The sequence below is a fragment of the Neobacillus sp. NPDC093182 genome (genome assembly GCF_044754045.1).
The window spans coordinates 133108-152715 of the sequence record NZ_JBIVOI010000013.1 but is presented as its reverse complement, the minus strand read 5'-3'; the positions used below and the strand labels follow the sequence as shown (position 1 = coordinate 152715).

Sequence of the window (19608 nt, the reverse complement as noted above, 5' to 3'; positions counted from 1 at the left end):
GGCTTATTTCGACAGAAAAATAAAACCAAATTAGTAAATAAAAAAAAGGTTCACTAGGGAACCTTTTTTCAATCTTATAAGAAAAATCTCTGGATATCATTCCATGTTACAACGAGCATCAGGAGCATTAGAAGTGCAAATCCAATAAAGTGGACCATGCCTTCCTTGTGGCGGTCAATCGGCTTTCCTCTTACCGCTTCTACAGCAAAAAACATTAGCCTTCCGCCGTCAAGTGCAGGAATAGGCAAGAGGTTCATAATCCCCAGGTTAATGCTCAAAATAGCCGCCCACTTCATGACGTAATAAATACCTGATTGAACAACTGTATCCGTTGAGGCATATATTCCAACCGGTCCTGAAAGCATGTCGATGGAGAACTGACCTGTAACTAACTGACCCAACATGACAAAAATCTGCTTTGTCCAAAAGTATGTCTCAGTAAAACCAGACGTAATCGCTTTTAATGGTGATTTCTCAATAGGGCTATATACACCAATGAGACCAATTGTTTCACCCTCAACGGTTTGCTCCTTTGGAGTAACGGTGATTTCCTGATCTTTTCCATCACGAGTAATTGAAAAATCAAGTTCCTCATTTGGATTTTCCCTGATAATTTCAACAACATCAGACCAGCTTGAAATTTCAGCGCCGTTAATACTGTTGACAATGTCTCCTTGCAGGAGACCTGCAGCATTTGCAGCACCATCAGACGTGATTTCCCCTAATTTTGGTTCGTTTGTTGGAACACCTTGTAAGAACGCAATGATTATAAACAAAAAGAAAGCGAGGACAAAATTCATCATTGGGCCAGCAAAAATTGCCATTGTTCTTTGTGGCAGCGTTTTGGATGCAAATTGACGATCATATGGAGCTAATTGTGTTTCTATCCCATTTTCAATCGTAACTGCAGTCGGACTTACAGGGAAAGTTTGCAAACTTTCTTCTTCATCCTCTGGATAGCCCTTAATGAATAGCTTGTGTTCAATATCTGCATATTCCACTTCAACAATTCGGCAATCAGGATACTTTTCTTTATTGTTTAATATGATTTTAGTAACGGTATTATCTTTGTCAAATAAAAGCCCGATTCTGTATCCTGGTTTTATTTCGACAACTTCTGGATCTTCACCTGCCATGCGGACAAAACCACCTATTGGCAGTAACCTAATGGTATATGTTGTTTCCCCTTTTTTATGTGAGAAAACCTTAGGACCAAATCCAATTGCAAATTCGCGGCATAAAATACCTGCTCGTTTTGCAAAGATCAAATGCCCTAATTCATGGAAGAAGACTAGAGCTCCAAAGATAACAATAAAGGCAATAACTGTACTCAAACTAAAAAACCACCTTTTTTATAGAAGTGAATATACATATTGTCTTGTTTCTTTGTCCACCTCATGAATAATGGATAAGTCAGGATTTAAGATTACATCATGCTTGCTTAAAGCCTTCTCGATCATGTCCTCAATTTGTAAGAAAGTAATCTTTTCATCTAAAAAAGCAGCTACTGCCACTTCATTTGCTGCATTCAAAACGGTTGGAAGTGTTCCTCCCACTTTTCCTGCCTCATAAGCGAATTGCATACAGCGAAAACGATTTACATCCATTTCTTTAAAATGCAATGTACCTATTTGCGCTAAATTTAATCGTTGGGATGCAGTCAGCGGTAAACGGTCAGGGTATGAAAGCGCATATTGAATAGGGACCCGCATGTCTGGTGTTCCTAACTGTGCGATTATGCTGCTATCATGAAATTCTACCATCGAATGAATAATGCTTTCTTTGTGAAGGAGGATATCAATTTTTTCATATGGCATATTGTACAGCCAATGTGCTTCAATCACTTCAAGCCCTTTATTCATCATTGTAGCTGAATCTATCGTTATTTTTGCTCCCATTGACCAATTTGGGTGATTTAAAGCTTCTTTTACCGTGACACCTTCCAGTTCGTTTCGTGTACGATCTCGGAAACTGCCACCAGATGCAGTCAAAATCAATCTTTCTATGGTCTTTTCCTTTTCACCCTGCAGGCATTGAAAAATAGCCGAATGTTCACTATCTACTGGAAGTAGTGCTACTCCATTTCTTTCGGCAGCCTCCATGACAAGATGTCCAGCAGTTACCAATGTCTCTTTATTAGCAATTGCAATTGTTTTTCCACTTTCAATCGCTTGTAAGGTTGGATTTAAGCCAACACTTCCGATCACGGCATTTACAAGGATATCAGCCGAAGGAAAGACAGCCACTTCTACCAGACCCTCATCACCAAAGGTAAATTTAGTTTTGGGAAATTCTGATTTTAATGTATTACAATCATGGTACTCTTGTACAGAAACAAGCTCTGGTTGAAATTCAGTAATCATTTTTCTTGCTAATTCTAGATTTTTTCCGACAGAGATTGCCACTAATTTAAATTCTGATGGGTGTTCACGCAGAATATCTAAAGTTTGGGTCCCAATTGAGCCAGTAGCACCCAAAATACTAATTTTTTTCAACTATGATTCAACTCCTGAATTCTACCATAAGTGGAAAAAGTGTAATAATGGCAGAACGAATAAAAGACTATCAAAACGGTCAAGGATTCCACCATGTCCTGGCAGTATATTTCCCGAATCCTTTACGCCAAAGTGACGTTTAAACGCAGATTGGACTAAATCCCCAATTTGTCCAAAGATTGAAAGGACTGCGGTTATAGCTAATAAGGCAACTAGGTTTGCGTTGATATCCGTTAATAGGGAAAATAGGACAGCGACAATTAATGCACAAACAACTCCACCAACAGAACCTTCTACCGTTTTGTTCGGACTAATTTCAGGCCAAAGCTTGTTTTTGCCTGTAGCTTTCCCTACGAAATAGGCACCTGAATCCGTTGCCCAAATCATAAATAAAGAGTAAAAAATATAAACTAGACCAGCATCGCGCGTTTCAATAAAGAAATAAAAACCAATTCCTACATAAATGGCTGACAATATTGAAAATCCAACATCTTCAAAGGTAAATCGATTTTTTGTTATCACCGTATATGCCAATAACAAAAGGATAAAAGCAATACCTAGTTCTGTTTTTGTATAATAAAAAGTATTTAATATATCACCATACTGCTCTGGATAAAGAATAACCCAGAGAAATAAAAGTGTTAACAGTCCATGAACAGAAAAAATACTAAGGTTTTTCATTCTTAATAATTCATACAAACCTACTGTAGCGAGGAAGTACGTTAATAATACAAAAGGAAGTCCACCGTAAAAAACAATAGGCAGAAATAAAGCCGCTGCTACGACTCCTGTAATAATTCTTTGCTTCATCTAAGATTTCAACACCTTTATAGGACTTGAGAGAGATTCTTAAATACCGCCAAACCGTCGTTGACGATTCTGAAATGCTTCAATTGCTTCGATTAGATGTTTCTCTCTAAAATCTGGCCATAAAACATCCGTAAACCAAAACTCCGTATAGGCTAATTGCCAAAGCATAAAATTACTTAGCCGAATTTCTCCACTAGTCCGGATCAGTAAATCCGGGTCTTTGTGGCCTGAAGTCATCAGATAGGAGGAGAAAACCTCTTCGTTTAAATCGCTCTCTTTTAGTATTCCACTTTTATAATCATTTAAGACTTTTTTGGTCGCATCAATAATTTCGGATCTGCTTCCATAATTAAGCGCGAAGTTTAATACCAGACCATCATTGTCTTTTGTATCTTCTATTGCTTTTTCAATTGCATGTAATGTATGTACCGGAAGCTGGTCTTTATAGCCCATCATCGCTACTTGAACATTTTCTTCAATTAATTCAGGCAGGAAGGTTCCTAAAAATTCCTCCGGAAGCTTCATTAAATAGTCGACTTCATTTTTTGGCCGCTTCCAATTTTCTGTTGAAAAAGCATATAACGTCAGCGTTTTTATTCCAAGGGTGTTTGCTAACTTCGTTATTTTACGCACGACCTTCATACCTTCATGATGGCCGGCAATTCGCGGCAATGCTCTCTTCTTTGCCCAACGCCCATTGCCATCCATAATAATCGCTACATGTTCCGGTACCGGCAAATTTTTAACCTTTTCTATATTTTCTCGGAGTGTGGAAGAGTTATTATTTTGATTCTTCCAAAGCCTAATTTTATTAAACATAACATTGCTCCTCCAAATTAAGATAATCATTTCCTCCGATAATAGATCATGCCCACAGAGCCTGTGTTGATATATATGAAGAATGCTGATTTTCGCATGCTTTTATCATACCAAAAAAGTAAAAATATATCTTCCTCTAATTAATTTATGTATTAGGACAAGAAATAAGAATGACGTTTACTTTCCAATCTAAAATATTTTAAAGTGAAAATAGTGAAAAAACCCCCTGAAAAGAGGGTTCTTCAAAATAATTAAACTTCCAAGATTTCTTTTTCTTTGTCTTTTGTTATTTGATCAATCTTATTGATATGCTCATCTGTTAGTTTTTGAATATCATCAGAATAACCGCGAAGTGCATCTTCGGTTATTTCTCCGTTTTTCTCCAGCTTTTTCAAATCATCGTTACCGTCACGGCGGATATTACGGATAGCTACTTTAGCCTCTTCTGATTCTTTCTTAACCAATTTCACAAGCTCTTTGCGGCGCTCTTCTGTTAATTGAGGAATAGCAAGGCGAATCACCTGACCATCATTTGACGGGTTCAAACCTAAGTCGGATTTAAGAATGGCTTTTTCAATATCACCTAAAATAGACTTATCATAAGGTTGAATGACAAGAAGTCTAGCTTCTGGTGTTGAGATTCCAGCCATTTGATTCACTGGCGTTGGTGCTCCATAATAGTCAATTGTAATTCTATCTAATAAAGAAGCACTCGCTCTCCCTGCACGAATACTTGCAAGCTCACGAGTGTAAGCTTGTATTGCTTTTGACATTCTATCTTTTATTGTTGAAATCACTTGTTTTGGCATTATTTTTTCCCCCTAACAATCGTTCCAATTTTTTCACCCATAACAGCACGTTTAATATTACCCTGTTCCATAATAGAGAAAACAATAAGTGGAATATCATTATCCATACATAATGAAGAAGCCGTTGAATCCATAACAGCCAATCCTTCTTTAATTACATCTAAGAAAGAGAGGTCATCATATTTTGTTGCATTCGGGTCAATACGCGGATCAGCAGAATATACTCCATCTACATTATTCTTTGCCATTAATATCACTTCTGCATCGATTTCAGCAGCTCGGAGTGCAGCAGTTGTATCGGTTGAGAAATAAGGATTTCCCGTACCAGCAGCAAAAATAACTACGCGCTTTTTTTCTAAATGTCTCATTGCACGACGTCTAATATATGGTTCTGCTACTTGACGCATTTCAATGGAGGTTTGAACGCGAGATTCAATCCCCAGGTGTTCTAAACTATCTTGAAGTGCTAATGAGTTCATGACCGTAGCAAGCATACCCATGTAATCAGCAGTTGCCCTGTCCATTCCCATCTCACTGCCTATTTTACCACGCCAAATATTACCGCCGCCAACAACAACGGCCACCTCAACACCAAGTTCAGCTATTTCCTTTACTTGACCAGCGATTGATTTAATAACGGATGGTTTAATACCGAAGCTTGATTCTCCAGCAAGTGCTTCCCCGCTTAGTTTTAGAACGACACGTTTGTACTTAGGACCGCTCATATGAACCTCCTTATTATGTATATTAATTATTAAAAAAAACTTTAAAAATAGGGAACACAATGTGTTCCCTATTCAAAACATATTTTGCGTACCATGCTTTCAAAACATTACTTTTTATTAATTTGGTTCATAACTTCTTCAGCGAAGTTGTCTTCACGCTTTTCGATACCTTCGCCTACTTCGTAACGAACGAATTCACGAACAGTTGCGCCTTTTGATTCAACAAACTGGCGAACTTTTTGGTCTGGGTTTTTAACGAAAGTTTGGTCAAGAAGACATACATCTTCGAAATACTTTCCAAGACGGCCTTCAACCATTTTTGCTACGATATTTTCTGGCTTTCCTTCGTTAAGTGCTTGTGTAGTTAACACTTGACGCTCACGTTCAACTTCTTCTTGAGAAACTTGGTCACGAGAAACATATAAAGGTCTTAGAGCAGCAATGTGCATTGAAACATCTTTCGCTGCATCCGCATCAGTAGTACCTTCAAGAACTGTTAATACACTAATACGTCCACCCATGTGAAGGTAAGCACCAAAAGAATCATTGTCAGTTTTTGATACTACTGTAAAGCGGCGAAGTGATAATTTTTCACCAATTTTAGCAATAGCTGCATTGATATAGTCTGCAACAGTCACACCATTGATAGTTTGAGCAGAAGCTTCTTCAACTGTTGCTGGCTTGTTAGCAAGCAAGTGAGCAGCTAATTCTTTTACAAGGGTTTGGAATGCTTCGTTCTTTGCAACGAAATCTGTTTCAGAGTTTACTTCTAAAATAACAGCATTGTTTCCTTCAGCAACAACATATGTTAAACCTTCTGCAGCAATGCGGTCGCCTTTTTTCGCAGCTGAAGCAATCCCTTTTTCACGTAAGAAGTCGATTGCTTTTTCCATATCACCATTTGTTTCTGTTAATGCTTTTTTACAATCCATCATGCCTGCGCCTGTTTTTTCGCGTAGTTCTTTTACCATTTGAGCAGTAACTGCCATTTTAAATTCCTCCTTAAACTATGTACTATAATACTATCTTAGCCATTCCAACTTAAGATAAACATTTCTTAAAAAAAGGTGATAAAGGGTCTCCCTCTTATCACCTTTGAATAAGTCGATATCTTACGCTTCTTGTGCTACTTCTTCACCTTGTTTAGCTTCAAGAATCGCATCCGCCATTTTACCAGTTAATAGTTTAACAGCGCGGATTGCATCATCGTTAGCTGGAATTACAACATCGATTTCATCCGGATCACAGTTAGTATCAACAATACCTACGATAGGAATGTTTAACTTTTTAGCTTCTGCTACTGCGATACGCTCTTTACGAGGATCGATAATGAAAAGTGCATCTGGAAGCTGTTTCATATCTTTAATTCCGCCTAAGAATTTTTCAAGGCGTTCTTGTTCTTTCTTTAATTGAACTACTTCTTTTTTAGGTAATACTTCGAAAGTACCGTCTTCTGACATTCTTTCAATATCTTTTAAGCGACCAATACGCTTTTGGATTGTTTCAAAGTTTGTTAAAGTACCACCCAACCAACGTTGGTTAACAAAGTACATACCTGAACGAGCTGCTTCTTCTTTAACAGAATCTTGAGCTTGTTTCTTAGTACCAACAAAAAGGATCGTTCCGCCGTTAGCAGCAAGATCTTTCACCCAGTTATAAGCTTCTTCAACTTTCTTAACTGTTTTTTGTAGGTCGATGATGTAGATACCGTTACGCTCTGTGAAGATATATTTCTTCATCTTAGGGTTCCAACGGCGAGTTTGGTGTCCGAAGTGTACACCAGCTTCAAGCAATTGCTTCATTGAAATTACTGACATGTTATTTTCCTCCTATGGTTTCGTTTTCCTCCGCTAGTCTCATTTTTAAACAGCAACTGTAACATTTACAGCACCGGCTGTTTAAATCAACAAGCGTGTGTAATAACACCGTTAAATAATATAGCATATGTCCAAATAACAATCAAGTTTTACTTTCAAAAAGGCTGTGATAAATTTGCCTGTTGATTTCCGCTCCACTAAGGAAAGCTTCTTCGAATAATCTCCGCAGGGACAGGCGGTCTCTGCCTGTCACGAGGCACTTCGCTTTCCGCGGGCGGTCCGGGGAGCCTCCCGCAGGAGTCTTCATGCCTTCCGCTCCAATCAACAAGGTGCATAATCAACAATTAGCTTTAACACAGCCTACAAAAAAATCCCCAGTTGGACTGGGGACTGCTGACATTGTCTAGCTCCAGCGCCTAGCCCCTCGAGGTCAGAAGCCAATCGCTTCGGAAGGCAAAAACCGCCTTCTGTCAGCGCTCGTCTTCTGCTTGTCGGGGCTGGGAAAAAATGAACTGCTTTTTTCCTTGAACCAGGCGCTTCCGCTTTTCGTCTTAGTTAGATCTTAGTTTATCAAGTTCTACTAGGAATTTGTCGTTTAGAACTTTGATATACGTTCCTTTCATACCTAAAGAACGAGATTCGATTACTCCAGCACTTTCAAGCTTTCTTAAAGCGTTAACGATAACGGAACGTGTAATACCAACACGATCTGCAATTTTTGAAGCTACTAGTAAGCCTTCATGGCCATTTAACTCTTCAAAAATATGTTCGATAGCTTCAAGTTCACTATATGATAATGAACTGATCGCCATTTGAACAACTGCCTTGCTTCTCGCTTCTTCTTCAATTTCTTCAGACTTTTCACGCAAAATTTCCATACCGACAACCGTTGCACCGTACTCAGCAAGAATAAGGTCATCATCATGGAACTTTTCTTGCAATCTTGCAAGAATTAATGTTCCAAGACGTTCACCGCCGCCAATAATTGGGACAATTGTTGTTAACCCCTCACGGAATAGATCTCTATTCTCAACTGGGAATGCGGTGTATTGGCTTTCCACATCAAGGTTTGAAGATGTCTCTTGAATATTAAAAAGACCATTTATATATTCTTCAGGAAATTGACGATCCTCTAACATCTTTTTCATACGGTCATTTTCGATTTGCTGATTAATAGCAAAGCCTAGTAGCTTACCACGGCGGCTGACAACGAAAATATTTGCTTCAATTACTTCACTTAGGGTCTCTGACATTTCCTTAAAGTTAACTGGTTTTCCTGCTGCTTTTTGTAATAATACATTAATTTTTCTCGTTTTTGTAAGTAAATCCATCTGTTTCTTCCTCCTAATTAACTGGAACCATTATTAAGTTTTATTGTTATATCATTACAAGATAAATTGGCTTAAATCTTTGTTTTTCGATATCGCTCCAAGTTTATCATCTACATATTGTGGAGTAATCGTAATCTTCTCCATTAAAATATCAGGTGCCTCAAACGACAAGTCTTCTAGTAGTTTTTCTAAAATGGTATGAAGTCTTCTAGCCCCAATATTATCTGTATTTTGATTCACTTCAAAAGCAACTTCAGCTATTCTACGAATAGCATCGTCAGAAAATTCAATTTGTATACCTTCTGTTTCTAATAATGCTTGATATTGTTTAATTAAAGCATTATCAGGTTCAATTAAAATCCTAAAGAAATCATCAACGGTTAACTTCGTTAATTCAACTCGAATCGGTAACCGCCCCTGTAATTCCGGGATTAAATCTGATGGTTTTGACATATGAAAAGCACCAGCAGCAATAAATAAAATATAATCGGTTCTAATTGATCCATATTTCGTAACAATTGTTGAACCTTCAACGATTGGTAAAATATCTCGCTGTACACCTTCACGAGACACATCTGCAGAAGAACCGCCTGAATTTCTGCTCGCTATTTTATCGATTTCATCGATAAAGATGATACCTGTTTGTTCAGCACGGTAAACTGCTTCCGTAGTGACCTCATCCATATCAATCAATCTTGCAGCTTCTTCATTCGTTAATACTTTCCTCGCCTCACGGACTGTTAATTTTCTTTTCTTCCGTTTTTTCGGCATAAAGCTGCTTAGTGCGTCTTGCATATTCATACCCATTTGTTCCATCCCAGATCCTTGAAGCATATCAAACATGGATGGTGTTTGTTCTTCAACTTCTACTGTCACGATTTCTTCTTCTAATTGACCAAGTGCTAGTTTTTCCCTAACAATTTTACGTTTTTCCGTTACTGAGTAATCCTCTTGATGGGTATCCTGCTCAGGAGTGGTATTGCCGCCGCCAAATAACATTTCAAGCGGGTTTTTATAATTTTGCGCTTTTTTTGCTGATGGTACTAGTAAGTCAACCAGCCTGGCATTTGCATTTTCCTCAGCACGTTCCTTCACAGCTAACATTCTGTCCTCTTTAACCAAACGGACAGATGTTTCAACAAGATCCCGGACCATAGATTCAACATCTCGTCCAACATAGCCGACTTCTGTAAATTTCGTAGCTTCTACTTTAACGAATGGCGCACCAACCAGCTTTGCAATTCTGCGGGCAATTTCTGTTTTACCAACACCCGTTGGACCTATCATTAAAATATTTTTAGGAATAATTTCTTCGCGGAGTTGTTCATTTAACAACCCACGTCTATATCGATTTCTCAGCGCAACCGCGACTGCTTTTTTTGCGTCCTTCTGACCTATTATATATTGATCAAGTCTCTCAACAATTTGACGCGGTGTTAGGTTATCTGTTTTAGCCATTGTAGGTTCCCTCCCGTTAGAGCTCTTCCACGATAATGTTGTGGTTTGTATATACACAAATTTCAGCCGCTATTTCTAAAGAAGCCTTTGCAATTTCTTTTGCAGTAAGATGGTCACCTGCATATTTCTTTAGAGAACGTCCAGCTGCAAGCGCATAATTCCCACCTGAACCGATTGCTAGAATTCCATCATCAGGCTCAATTACTTCTCCTGTTCCTGATACAAGGAGTAAATCTTCTTTATTCATGACGATTAACATTGCTTCTAGCTTTCTAAGTACCTTATCACTTCTCCACTGTTTAGCAAGTTCAACAGCAGCTCGTTGGAGGTTGCCATTATATTCTTCTAATTTGCCTTCAAACATTTCAAAAAGAGTGAAAGCATCAGCTACAGAACCGGCAAAACCAGCTAATACTCTTCCATTAAATATCTTTCTCACCTTTTTTGCTGTGTGCTTCATCACTACTGCATTACCAAAGGTGACTTGACCATCACCCGACATAGAACATTGACCGTTATGATGGATTGCAAATATCGTCGTGGCATGAAATTCGTTCATCATTTCTCCTCCTCTTGCATTTTAAACTAGCAAATCTATGTAACAAGAGATTGTCTTAAGCAGACAAGTGCATTACACTAGAATAGTATGAAAACTTTATTCATTTATTCCCTTTTATGTATGGGCATATACGTTTCAATTGATTCCATTCAATCCTCACTTGTTCACCCATGAACAAAAGGAAATTACGCTGAGCATATTGGGGTTGTCCAATTGTATATTGTGATTAAGTTTGCTCCAATTGTAAATGGCTGCTACCTAACGTTAATAAAACAGTCACATTTATTAATATGTCAACCTCACAAAGGCTACTAAAGCGTAACACACTTCTTAATCCCTTGCAATAAATTTTACAAAACTTTCACAAAGTTCTGAATTGTTTCTAACGCTCTGTTTGCATGCTGCATATTTCGTTCCTGTTTTCCCTTGATTTTTTCAGGTAAATCTGGAAATAGTCCAAAATTAGCATTCATCGGCTGGAAATTCTTTGCATTAGCTGTAGTAATATATCGTGCCATGCTTCCAATTGCTGTTTCTACAGGAAACTCTACAGGTTCATTTCCCAAAGCTAATCTAGCCGCATTTATTCCAGCAGCTAGTCCACTTGCAGCCGATTCTACATATCCTTCTACACCTGTCATCTGCCCTGCAAAAAACAGATTTTCACGTTCCCTAAATTGATAGGAAGCTTTAAGTACCTTTGGTGAATTGATAAAAGTATTACGGTGCATAACCCCGTAACGAACAATTTCTGCATTTTCAAGCCCTGGAATTAACTGAATTACCTCTTTTTGCGGACCCCATTTTAAATGAGTTTGGAAACCTACAATATTATAAAGGGTTCCTGCGGCATCGTCTTGACGTAATTGTACAACAGCATAAGGTCTTTTCCCTGTTTTTGGATCTTCTAAACCAACTGGCTTTAGCGGCCCAAATAACATGGTTTTCTTTCCTCTTTGTGCCATAACTTCGATTGGCATACAGCCTTCAAAAAAGATTTCCTTTTCAAATTCTTTTAAAGGAACTGTTTCTGCTGCAACCAGCGCTTCATAAAAGGTGTTGAACTCTTCTTCCGTCATTGGACAGTTTAGATAGGCAGCTTCACCTTTATCATATCGTGATTTTAAATAAACCTTATCCATATTAATGCTGTCTTTTTCAAGGATTGGTGCTGCGGCATCATAAAAATAAAGGTAATCCTCACCGGTTAATGATTTTAGTTGTGCTGATAATTCCGGACTCGTTAATGGACCTGTTGCTATTATCGTTATTCCCTCAGGAATTTCTGTTACTTCTTCATTGATTACCGTAACATTTTCATGATTTCTTACCATTTCTGTTACTTTAGCTGCAAACTCATGACGATCTACTGCCAAGGCACCTCCTGCAGGGACAGAGCATGCATCCGCAGCAGCAATGATAACGGAATCAAGCAATCTCATTTCTTCCTTTAAAACACCGACTGCATTTGTTAAGGTATTTGCCCTTAAGGAATTACTGCAAACCAGCTCCGCGAACTTATCGGTATGGTGAGCAGGTGTTTGTTTAACTGGTCTCATTTCATAAAGGCGGACTTTAACACCACGTTTAGCAATCTGCCACGCGGCTTCACTTCCAGCCAAACCAGCACCAATTACATTTATTGTTACATCGTTCATGTGTTTACCTCCTGATTTTCAAAGCTTGAGCACCATGAATCAAGCTTTACTTCTTTACTATGATTACTTTTCCCTCTTTTTAGTCCATCTTGCATTGTACTATACGAATCAAAAACAAAAAAGTTTTATGTTTCGAATAAAAAGCGGAAGCGCCTTGACCAGGGGCGACAGGCATAAGACGAGCCGGCATGAAGGTTGCGCTCTTTAACCTTCTTGACTGATCGGCTTATGACCCCGAGCCCCTATGCGCTGGAGCTAGATTAGAAAAGATGAAAAGAGTGAGCCTATGCTCACCCTTAACTTTGTGGTTCTTCCTTGTAATCACACTTTGTACATTGAACTTGAACACCTTTTTTCAATTTCTTTTCTACAAGTGGACCTTCACATTTAGGACAAGGTCTTGGTAATGGTTTATCCCAAGAGATAAAATCACATTCTGGAAACCGATCACAGCCGTAAAAAATCCTTTTTTTCTTGCTTTTACGCTCAATGATATTACCTTGTTTACAGTTTGGACAGGTAACTCCGATTTCTTTAACGATGGCTTTCGTATTTCGGCAATCAGGGAAATTACTGCACGCCATAAATTTACCGTATCTGCCCATTTTAAACACCATTGGATTTGAGCATAACTCACAATCCTCACCAGCCGGTTCATCTTTAATCTCGACAGACTGCATTTCCTTTTCGGCTATTTCCAAATGTTTTTCAAATTGCTGATAAAAACCATCAATGATTTCAACCCATCGTACTTTACCATCCTCAACATTGTCTAAATCCTGCTCCATTTTGGCGGTAAAGTCAACATTGATAATATCCGGGAAGAATTCTAGAATTAATTCATCTACAATTTCACCTAACTCAGTAGGTACAAATCTTTTATTATCAAGTGCGACATACCCTCGCTTTTGGATTGTATCTAAGGTTGGTGCATAGGTAGATGGACGTCCAATACCTAGTTCCTCAAGGGTTTTAACCAATCTAGCCTCTGTGTACCTAGGCGGCGGCTGCGTAAAATGTTGTTTTGGTTCAATATCCTTCTTAAAAACAACATCGCCTTCTTGTAAGTTTGGTAGCATTTTGTCCCGTTCCTCAACTTGATCATCTGAGCCTTCCACATATAGCTTCATAAATCCTGGAAACTTGATTTTTGAACCATTAGCACGGAAAAGGACATTACCATTTTGTAAGTCGACACTCATGGTATCCATTACAGCCTGAGCCATTTGACTGGCTAAAAATCGCTCCCAAATTAACTTATACAAACGAAATTGGTCTCTAGATAAAAATTGCTTTAAACTGTTTGGATCTCGCAGGGTGCTTGTCGGGCGAATGGCTTCGTGAGCATCTTGTGCATTCGATTGTTTTTTCTCTTTTCTTTGTTCTTCTTTTAAGTATTCCTCGCCATATTCATTGCGAATATAATCTGCGGCCTCTTTTTGGGCACTTTCAGATATCCTGGTTGAGTCTGTTCTCATATAGGTGATAAGACCAACTGTTCCAGCTGAGCCAAGTTCAATTCCCTCGTATAACTGCTGTGCCAGCATCATTGTTTTCTTAGCACGAAAATTAAGTTTCCTTGCCGCTTCCTGCTGGAGCGAAGAGGTGATAAATGGAGGTGAAGGATTTCGTTTACGCTCTTTTTTAGTTACCGAAACCACTTTGAATTTATCGCCTTCCATTTGTTTTAAAATTTCTTCTACATCCTGTTCTGATTTCAGTTCTGTCTTTTCCTTGTTAGCAAGGGAGAAATAAAGAGCACTAAAATGATCTTTCCCCTTAACCAACTCTCCTTCAATCGTCCAATACTCTTCAGGAATAAATGCTTTTATTTCCTTCTCTCGTTCGATGATTAAGCGGACTGCAGTAGATTGAACTCGTCCTGCACTTAACCCTTTTTTGACTTTTTTCCAAAGAAGCGGGCTTATGTTATAACCAACAAGACGATCTAAAATCCTTCTTGCTTGCTGGGCATCCACTAAATCCATATTGATCGGGCGTGGGTGCTTGAAAGACTCTTTAATTGCTTCCTTTGTTATCTCATTGAATACAACGCGGCAGTCCGAATTAATATCTACATCCAAGCTATGTGCCAAGTGCCATGCAATAGCTTCTCCTTCACGATCCGGGTCAGCCGCGAGAAAAACTTTCTTTGCTTTTTTAGCTGCTGTCTTTAATTCCTTTAATACCGGGCCTTTACCGCGAATCGTAATGTATTTGGGTTCATAACTGTTTTCAACATTTACACCCATTTGACTTCTAGGCAAATCACGTACGTGCCCCATGGATGCTTTTACTTTATATTTATTTCCTAAATAGCGTTCAATTGTTTTCGCTTTTGCAGGTGACTCTACAATTACAAGAAACTCTGACATGCAAATAATCCTCCTCAAGGGGATATAAGAAATGTGAAAGCAATCTGAAAATGACCAGACCTGCTTACAATTTGAGAAGTTTTCCTAAATTCCAAATTTCTCAATTCGGACCTGTGAAAATACTTTACAAAAATGACTTATCCCTAAATTTATCCTTTTATATAATTATTCCTAAGAAAAGTGGATAGTGTATCTTCATGAATACCTCTTATTTTTAATCAAATAACTATTGATGTCAATGATATCGAAACCGTTTACAACTAGTTAATGATAATAATACGCCAAAATATTCCTATTTACACATTCTTTTTTTCGAATATCTGTTGGAAAATGTATAACATATTAGAAATAATTTCAAGCTTTTTTAGCATCATTCTCCAAGAATAGGGAAAAAACCTGCAAAAAACAAATAATTCATAAAATATAGTTTTAGACAATAAATGTTATATCCGAAGTTCTTCTAAAATATCCTTGCTGCTCATTACTAGCTTTGCACCTTGCTTGATAAGGTCATTTGTACCTAGTGAATTTTGATTAAATATACTTCCTGGCAGTGAAAAAACCTCACGTCCTTCATTTACGGCATAGTTAGCTGTAATGAGAGATCCGCTTTTTCGTTTTGCTTCTATTATAAATGTCCCATTTGATAACCCACTGATGATTCGATTGCGTGCTGGAAAATGCCACCGCAGTGGTTTCGTATCTGGCGGATACTCGGAAATGACCAGCTGTGAATTCATCATTTCATTTGCTAATCCAGCATTCTCCTTTGGATAGATATGATACAACCCTCCTGCAATAACTGCAATGGTTTTGCCTCCATATTTCATTGCATACTCATGTGCAAGTGTATCTATACCACTCGCTAATCCACTGACAATGACCACTCCCTTTTCCACTAATGGAGGGAACATTAAACAGATAGCATTCTTGCCATACGGAGTTGCTTGCCGCGAACCCACCACCGCCAGCTTGGGCTGTATCTCAAGCAAAGAAAGATCGCCTTTTACAAATAATACCCATGGCGGCTGATATATTTCTTTTAACAAACTGGGATAATTTTGATCAAAAATCGTTATAACCTTAATGCCGTTCTTTTCATATTGCTCAATTTGTTGGGAAATATTTTCAAATTTAATGGATGTAAAGGAAGGTATGTTTTTTGTGATGGTGTTGGTTGAAGAAGGGAATAAATTATATTGGCAGAATCGTGATTCATTATGTATATTCGATTGAAGGGTTGGGTCTTTTTTCATAATTTGCAAAACTGTATTCCAGGACATTCCTGAATGGTGGAGCAAAGCTATAAGTCGTTCTCTGAAATCATCCATCTATAATCCTCCATTATTAAAAGATTAAGCTGTTTTAAATTTGTCTGTTGATTTGCGCTACAGGCACTTCGCGCACCTTAGGGCGGTCCGGGGAGCCTCCTCGGCGCTGAAGCGCCTGTGGGGTCTCCCCTGCCCCGTCCTCCCGCAGGAGTCTTCGTGCCTTCCGCGCAAATCAACAGAGTGCAAACAATCTGCCTCTAACTTTAACACACAGTAAAAGAATAAATAAGAAATAGTCCCTCTGCAAAAAGGGACTATTTCTACTATTTTAGTGTGTTTTACACTTATCGTATATGCCTTGTTCTTTTAAAACTTCAATTAACGTTTCACCCATAACAGATGGTGTGTCCGCCACTTTAATTCCGCATTCGTTCATAACACGGATTTTTTCATCAGCGGTTCCTTTACCACCTGAAATAATCGCACCAGCATGGCCCATGCGCTTTCCTGGAGGAGCAGTACGCCCGCCGATAAATCCAACAACTGGTTTAGTCATATTTGCTTTAACCCATTCTGCTGCTTCTTCTTCAGCAGTACCGCCGATTTCACCTATCATGATAACAGCGTATGTTTCTGGATCTTCATTAAATGCTTTTAAAACATCGATGAAGTTTGTACCATTCACAGGGTCTCCGCCAATTCCAACAGCAGTAGTTTGACCAATTCCTGCTTGTGTTAACTGGTGAACAGCTTCATAAGTTAGTGTTCCAGAACGAGAAACAACCCCAACATGACCTTTTGTATGAATGTAACCAGGCATAATCCCAATTTTACATTCATCAGCTGTAATAACACCTGGGCAGTTTGGACCAACTAAGCGGGTCTTCTTGCCTTCCATATAACGCTTTACTTTCACCATATCCAATACTGGAATATGTTCAGTAATACAAATAGCAAGTTCTAACTCCGCGTCAACCGCTTCGATAATGGCGTCAGCTGCAAATGGAGCTGGAACATAAATAACAGATGCAGTAGCCCCTGTAGCAGCAACAGCTTCACTCACTGTATTAAATACCGGTACACCTTCAACTTCCATGCCGCCTTTACCAGGAGTGGTTCCAGCAACAATTTGTGTTCCGTATTCTAACATTTGTTTTGTATGAAAAAGGGCGGTTGAACCTGTAATCCCTTGAACAATTACCTTCGTATCTTTATTAATAAAAACGCTCACGTTAATTCCCCTTTCTTTCGATCCTATTTCACAAGTGAAACGATTTTTTGTGCTCCGTCAGCCATTGATTCTGCAGGAGTGATGGCTAAACCAGACTCAGCAAGAATTTTCTTACCTAAATCAACGTTTGTTCCCTCAAGTCTAACAACAAGAGGTACGCTTAGTTGAACCTGCTTAGCAGCCTCGACTACACCCTCAGCAATGACATCACATTTCATGATTCCGCCAAAGATATTTACAAAAATACCTTTTACGTTTGGATCAGAAAGGATAATTTTGAATGCTTCTGTAACCTTCTCAGCTGTAGCGCCGCCCCCAACATCAAGGAAGTTCGCTGGGTCTCCGCCATAATGCTTAACAATATCCATTGTTGCCATAGCAAGTCCGGCACCATTTACCATACAGCCGATATTTCCATCTAAAGAAATATAGCTTAAATCATATTTAGAAGCTTCGATTTCCTTTGGATCTTCTTCCTCAAGATCACGGTAAGCAAGCACGTCTTTTTGACGATATAAAGCATTTGAATCAAAGTTTAACTTTGCATCCAACGCCATTACTTTTCCATCACCTGTTACAACCAATGGGTTGATTTCAGCAATCGAGCAATCCTTTTCGATGTAAGCACTGTATAAGCCCATCATAAATTTAACAGCTTGGTTAACAAGCTCTTTTGGAATGTTGATATTGAATGCGATTCGGCGGGCTTGATAAGGCATTAAGCCAAGAACCGGATCAATTTCCTCTTTGAAGATTTTCTCCGGAGTTTTTTCAGCCACCTCTTCAATTTCTGTTCCGCCTTCTTCAGAAGCCATAAGTACAACTCTTGAAGTAGCACGATCTAACACAAGGCCAACGTAGTATTCTTTTTTGATGTCGCAGCCTTCTTCAATTAATAGACGCTTAACTTCTTTACCTTCAGGACCTGTTTGGTGTGTAACCAATGTTTTCCCTAGGATTTCACTAGCGTATGTACGTACTTCATCAAGGTTTTTAGCAACTTTAACCCCGCCGGCTTTACCCCGGCCGCCAGCATGGATTTGCGCCTTTACTACACACACTTGTGTGCCTAATTCTTTTGCAGCTTCAACAGCTTCTTCAACTGTGAATGCCACTTTACCATTAGGAACACTTACCCCGTATTTTCTGAGGATTTCTTTCCCCTGATACTCATGGATATTCATTTCCCATCCTCCTATCAAACTCTTCAAAAAATTGACTCCGTTTTCATTTTATAGAATGACTGAAACCTTGTCCACAGTTATGCACAAAAAAATTATATTCCTCATAATATTATGAATTGTTAAACCTTGTAATTAAAGCGCTTTCATAAATAATCAACCCAAATAATGACAACTAAATATTTTCTAACAATAACAAAACAAGCCAGTTCTGCTTGTTTTGTTATTCATTCAACAGCCATTCTTTTACTGGTGCAAAGCTCTTTCGATGGTATGGTGTAATGCCATGCATTTGTATAGCCTGTATATGTTCCCTTGTGCCATACCCCATATTTTGCTGAAAACCATATTCAGGGTATTGCGCTGCTAATTCAGTCATCAGCCGGTCTCTTGCAACTTTTGCTACGATGGAAGCTGCAGCGATAGAGACACTCTTTGCATCTCCCTTAATGATAGACTCTACTACAAAAGGTGTTTCCAGCTTCATCGCATCAATCAGCAAAACGTCTGGATTGGGGTCTAAAGAAGCAATTGCAGCCATCATCGCCTTTTTGGTGGCTTCATAGATATTAATGCTATCAATTTCTCCAGCATCAATTTCCGCTACACTAACTGCTAATGCTTCTCTTTTGATGATTTCATCATATTCCATGCGCTTTTTTTCTGAAATCTTTTTTGAATCATCAATACCCGGCAAGAAAAAATCATCAGGCAAAATTACTGCTGCGGCCACTACCGGTCCAGCAAGCGGCCCCCTGCCAACTTCATCTACACCAGCTATATATTTATAGCCTTGCGCCCGCCATTTGTTTTCGTAAAGGTTCATTTCATTAAACTTTTCTTGCAGCTGTTTTTCCTGTTCCATTCTCTTTTGCCATCTATGTATTAATAGTTGAACCCCTTTACGTTCATCCTTCTGAATTCTTTTAAAAAAAGGGTCACTCTCAGCCGATATGTTATTCAGCTGTTGTTCTATTTCTGCTATTGTTACTAGTTTCATTTTCTTCACCCGATGTAAATCATACCTTTCCCTGCGATTATTTACAATGACCAAAAATAAACAAAAAAA

17 protein-coding genes are annotated in these 19608 nt (G+C 38.6%); all 17 read right to left on the bottom strand.

The annotated features are described in order from the left end of the window. Nucleotides 1-74: 74 nt before the first annotated feature. On the bottom strand, nucleotides 75-1334 hold the full coding sequence (rseP, locus tag ACIQAA_RS22465; protein WP_402623899.1) for an RIP metalloprotease RseP: 1260 nt from the start codon (nucleotides 1332-1334) through the stop codon (nucleotides 75-77). Nucleotides 1335-1352: 18 nt separating this feature from the next. Beyond that, entirely contained in the window at nucleotides 1353-2495 is a 1143-nt protein-coding gene (gene dxr / locus ACIQAA_RS22460; RefSeq protein WP_402623896.1) for a 1-deoxy-D-xylulose-5-phosphate reductoisomerase, read from the bottom strand. 21 nt (nucleotides 2496-2516) lie between these two features. Further along, nucleotides 2517-3305, bottom strand: coding sequence for a phosphatidate cytidylyltransferase (locus ACIQAA_RS22455; RefSeq protein ID WP_402623894.1), 789 nt, complete (start codon nucleotides 3303-3305; stop codon nucleotides 2517-2519). 39 nt (nucleotides 3306-3344) lie between these two features. Next, nucleotides 3345-4124 (bottom strand): undecaprenyl pyrophosphate synthase, encoded by a 780-nt coding sequence (locus ACIQAA_RS22450; RefSeq protein WP_402623892.1) that lies wholly within the window; start codon nucleotides 4122-4124, stop codon nucleotides 3345-3347. 251 nt (nucleotides 4125-4375) lie between these two features. Further along, on the bottom strand, nucleotides 4376-4933 hold the full coding sequence (gene frr, locus ACIQAA_RS22445) for a ribosome recycling factor (protein WP_402623890.1): 558 nt from the start codon (nucleotides 4931-4933) through the stop codon (nucleotides 4376-4378). Next, complete coding sequence (gene pyrH, locus ACIQAA_RS22440) at nucleotides 4933-5658, bottom strand: UMP kinase (RefSeq protein ID WP_402623887.1); 726 nt, start codon at nucleotides 5656-5658, stop codon at nucleotides 4933-4935. The genes frr and pyrH overlap by 1 nt, the downstream gene beginning before the upstream one ends. Nucleotides 5659-5765: 107 nt before the next feature. Next, complete coding sequence (gene tsf, locus ACIQAA_RS22435) at nucleotides 5766-6647, bottom strand: translation elongation factor Ts (protein WP_402623884.1); 882 nt, start codon at nucleotides 6645-6647, stop codon at nucleotides 5766-5768. 123 nt (nucleotides 6648-6770) lie between these two features. Continuing rightward, complete coding sequence (rpsB, locus tag ACIQAA_RS22430; protein ID WP_034677043.1) at nucleotides 6771-7475, bottom strand: 30S ribosomal protein S2; 705 nt, start codon at nucleotides 7473-7475, stop codon at nucleotides 6771-6773. 551 nt (nucleotides 7476-8026) lie between these two features. Further along, nucleotides 8027-8806: a GTP-sensing pleiotropic transcriptional regulator CodY gene (codY, locus tag ACIQAA_RS22425; RefSeq protein ID WP_095247662.1), complete on the bottom strand. Its 780-nt coding sequence runs from the start codon at nucleotides 8804-8806 to the stop codon at nucleotides 8027-8029. A gap of 54 nt (nucleotides 8807-8860) precedes the next feature. Beyond that, nucleotides 8861-10264, bottom strand: coding sequence for an ATP-dependent protease ATPase subunit HslU (gene hslU / locus ACIQAA_RS22420; RefSeq protein ID WP_402623879.1), 1404 nt, complete (start codon nucleotides 10262-10264; stop codon nucleotides 8861-8863). A 16-nt stretch (nucleotides 10265-10280) separates the two neighbouring features. Beyond that, on the bottom strand, nucleotides 10281-10823 hold the full coding sequence (gene hslV / locus ACIQAA_RS22415; RefSeq protein WP_034675689.1) for an ATP-dependent protease subunit HslV: 543 nt from the start codon (nucleotides 10821-10823) through the stop codon (nucleotides 10281-10283). A 350-nt stretch (nucleotides 10824-11173) separates the two neighbouring features. Further along, a complete protein-coding gene (trmFO, locus tag ACIQAA_RS22410) occupies nucleotides 11174-12481 on the bottom strand; it encodes an FADH(2)-oxidizing methylenetetrahydrofolate--tRNA-(uracil(54)-C(5))-methyltransferase TrmFO (RefSeq protein ID WP_402623876.1) in 1308 nt (435 codons plus the stop codon). A 296-nt stretch (nucleotides 12482-12777) separates the two neighbouring features. Then, a complete protein-coding gene (gene topA, locus ACIQAA_RS22405; protein ID WP_402623874.1) occupies nucleotides 12778-14856 on the bottom strand; it encodes a type I DNA topoisomerase in 2079 nt (692 codons plus the stop codon). Between the two features lie 443 nt (nucleotides 14857-15299). After that, nucleotides 15300-16187: a DNA-processing protein DprA gene (gene dprA, locus ACIQAA_RS22400; protein WP_402623871.1), complete on the bottom strand. Its 888-nt coding sequence runs from the start codon at nucleotides 16185-16187 to the stop codon at nucleotides 15300-15302. Between the two features lie 268 nt (nucleotides 16188-16455). Beyond that, nucleotides 16456-17358 (bottom strand): succinate--CoA ligase subunit alpha, encoded by a 903-nt coding sequence (gene sucD / locus ACIQAA_RS22395; RefSeq protein ID WP_307196403.1) that lies wholly within the window; start codon nucleotides 17356-17358, stop codon nucleotides 16456-16458. 23 nt (nucleotides 17359-17381) lie between these two features. Next, nucleotides 17382-18542, bottom strand: a complete 1161-nt coding sequence (sucC, locus tag ACIQAA_RS22390; protein ID WP_402623867.1) for an ADP-forming succinate--CoA ligase subunit beta — start codon at nucleotides 18540-18542, stop codon at nucleotides 17382-17384. 220 nt (nucleotides 18543-18762) lie between these two features. Continuing rightward, complete coding sequence (locus ACIQAA_RS22385; protein ID WP_402623864.1) at nucleotides 18763-19539, bottom strand: ribonuclease HII; 777 nt, start codon at nucleotides 19537-19539, stop codon at nucleotides 18763-18765. Between the last annotated feature and the right edge of the window lie 69 nt (nucleotides 19540-19608).

Coding starts and splice junctions, on each gene's coding strand:
- dprA (WP_402623871.1), bottom strand. CDS start 16,187: ATGGATGATTTCAGAGAACGACTTATAGCTTTGCTCCACCATTCAGGA.
- hslU (WP_402623879.1), bottom strand. CDS start 10,264: ATGGCTAAAACAGATAACCTAACACCGCGTCAAATTGTTGAGAGACTT.
- tsf (WP_402623884.1), bottom strand. CDS start 6,647: ATGGCAGTTACTGCTCAAATGGTAAAAGAACTACGCGAAAAAACAGGC.
- trmFO (WP_402623876.1), bottom strand. CDS start 12,481: ATGAACGATGTAACAATAAATGTAATTGGTGCTGGTTTGGCTGGAAGT.
- pyrH (WP_402623887.1), bottom strand. CDS start 5,658: ATGAGCGGTCCTAAGTACAAACGTGTCGTTCTAAAACTAAGCGGGGAA.
- hslV (WP_034675689.1), bottom strand. CDS start 10,823: ATGAACGAATTTCATGCCACGACGATATTTGCAATCCATCATAACGGT.
- codY (WP_095247662.1), bottom strand. CDS start 8,806: ATGGATTTACTTACAAAAACGAGAAAAATTAATGTATTATTACAAAAA.
- sucC (WP_402623867.1), bottom strand. CDS start 18,542: ATGAATATCCATGAGTATCAGGGGAAAGAAATCCTCAGAAAATACGGG.
- frr (WP_402623890.1), bottom strand. CDS start 4,933: ATGCCAAAACAAGTGATTTCAACAATAAAAGATAGAATGTCAAAAGCA.
- ACIQAA_RS22450 (WP_402623892.1), bottom strand. CDS start 4,124: ATGTTTAATAAAATTAGGCTTTGGAAGAATCAAAATAATAACTCTTCC.
- topA (WP_402623874.1), bottom strand. CDS start 14,856: ATGTCAGAGTTTCTTGTAATTGTAGAGTCACCTGCAAAAGCGAAAACA.
- ACIQAA_RS22455 (WP_402623894.1), bottom strand. CDS start 3,305: ATGAAGCAAAGAATTATTACAGGAGTCGTAGCAGCGGCTTTATTTCTG.
- ACIQAA_RS22385 (WP_402623864.1), bottom strand. CDS start 19,539: ATGAAACTAGTAACAATAGCAGAAATAGAACAACAGCTGAATAACATA.
- rpsB (WP_034677043.1), bottom strand. CDS start 7,475: ATGTCAGTAATTTCAATGAAGCAATTGCTTGAAGCTGGTGTACACTTC.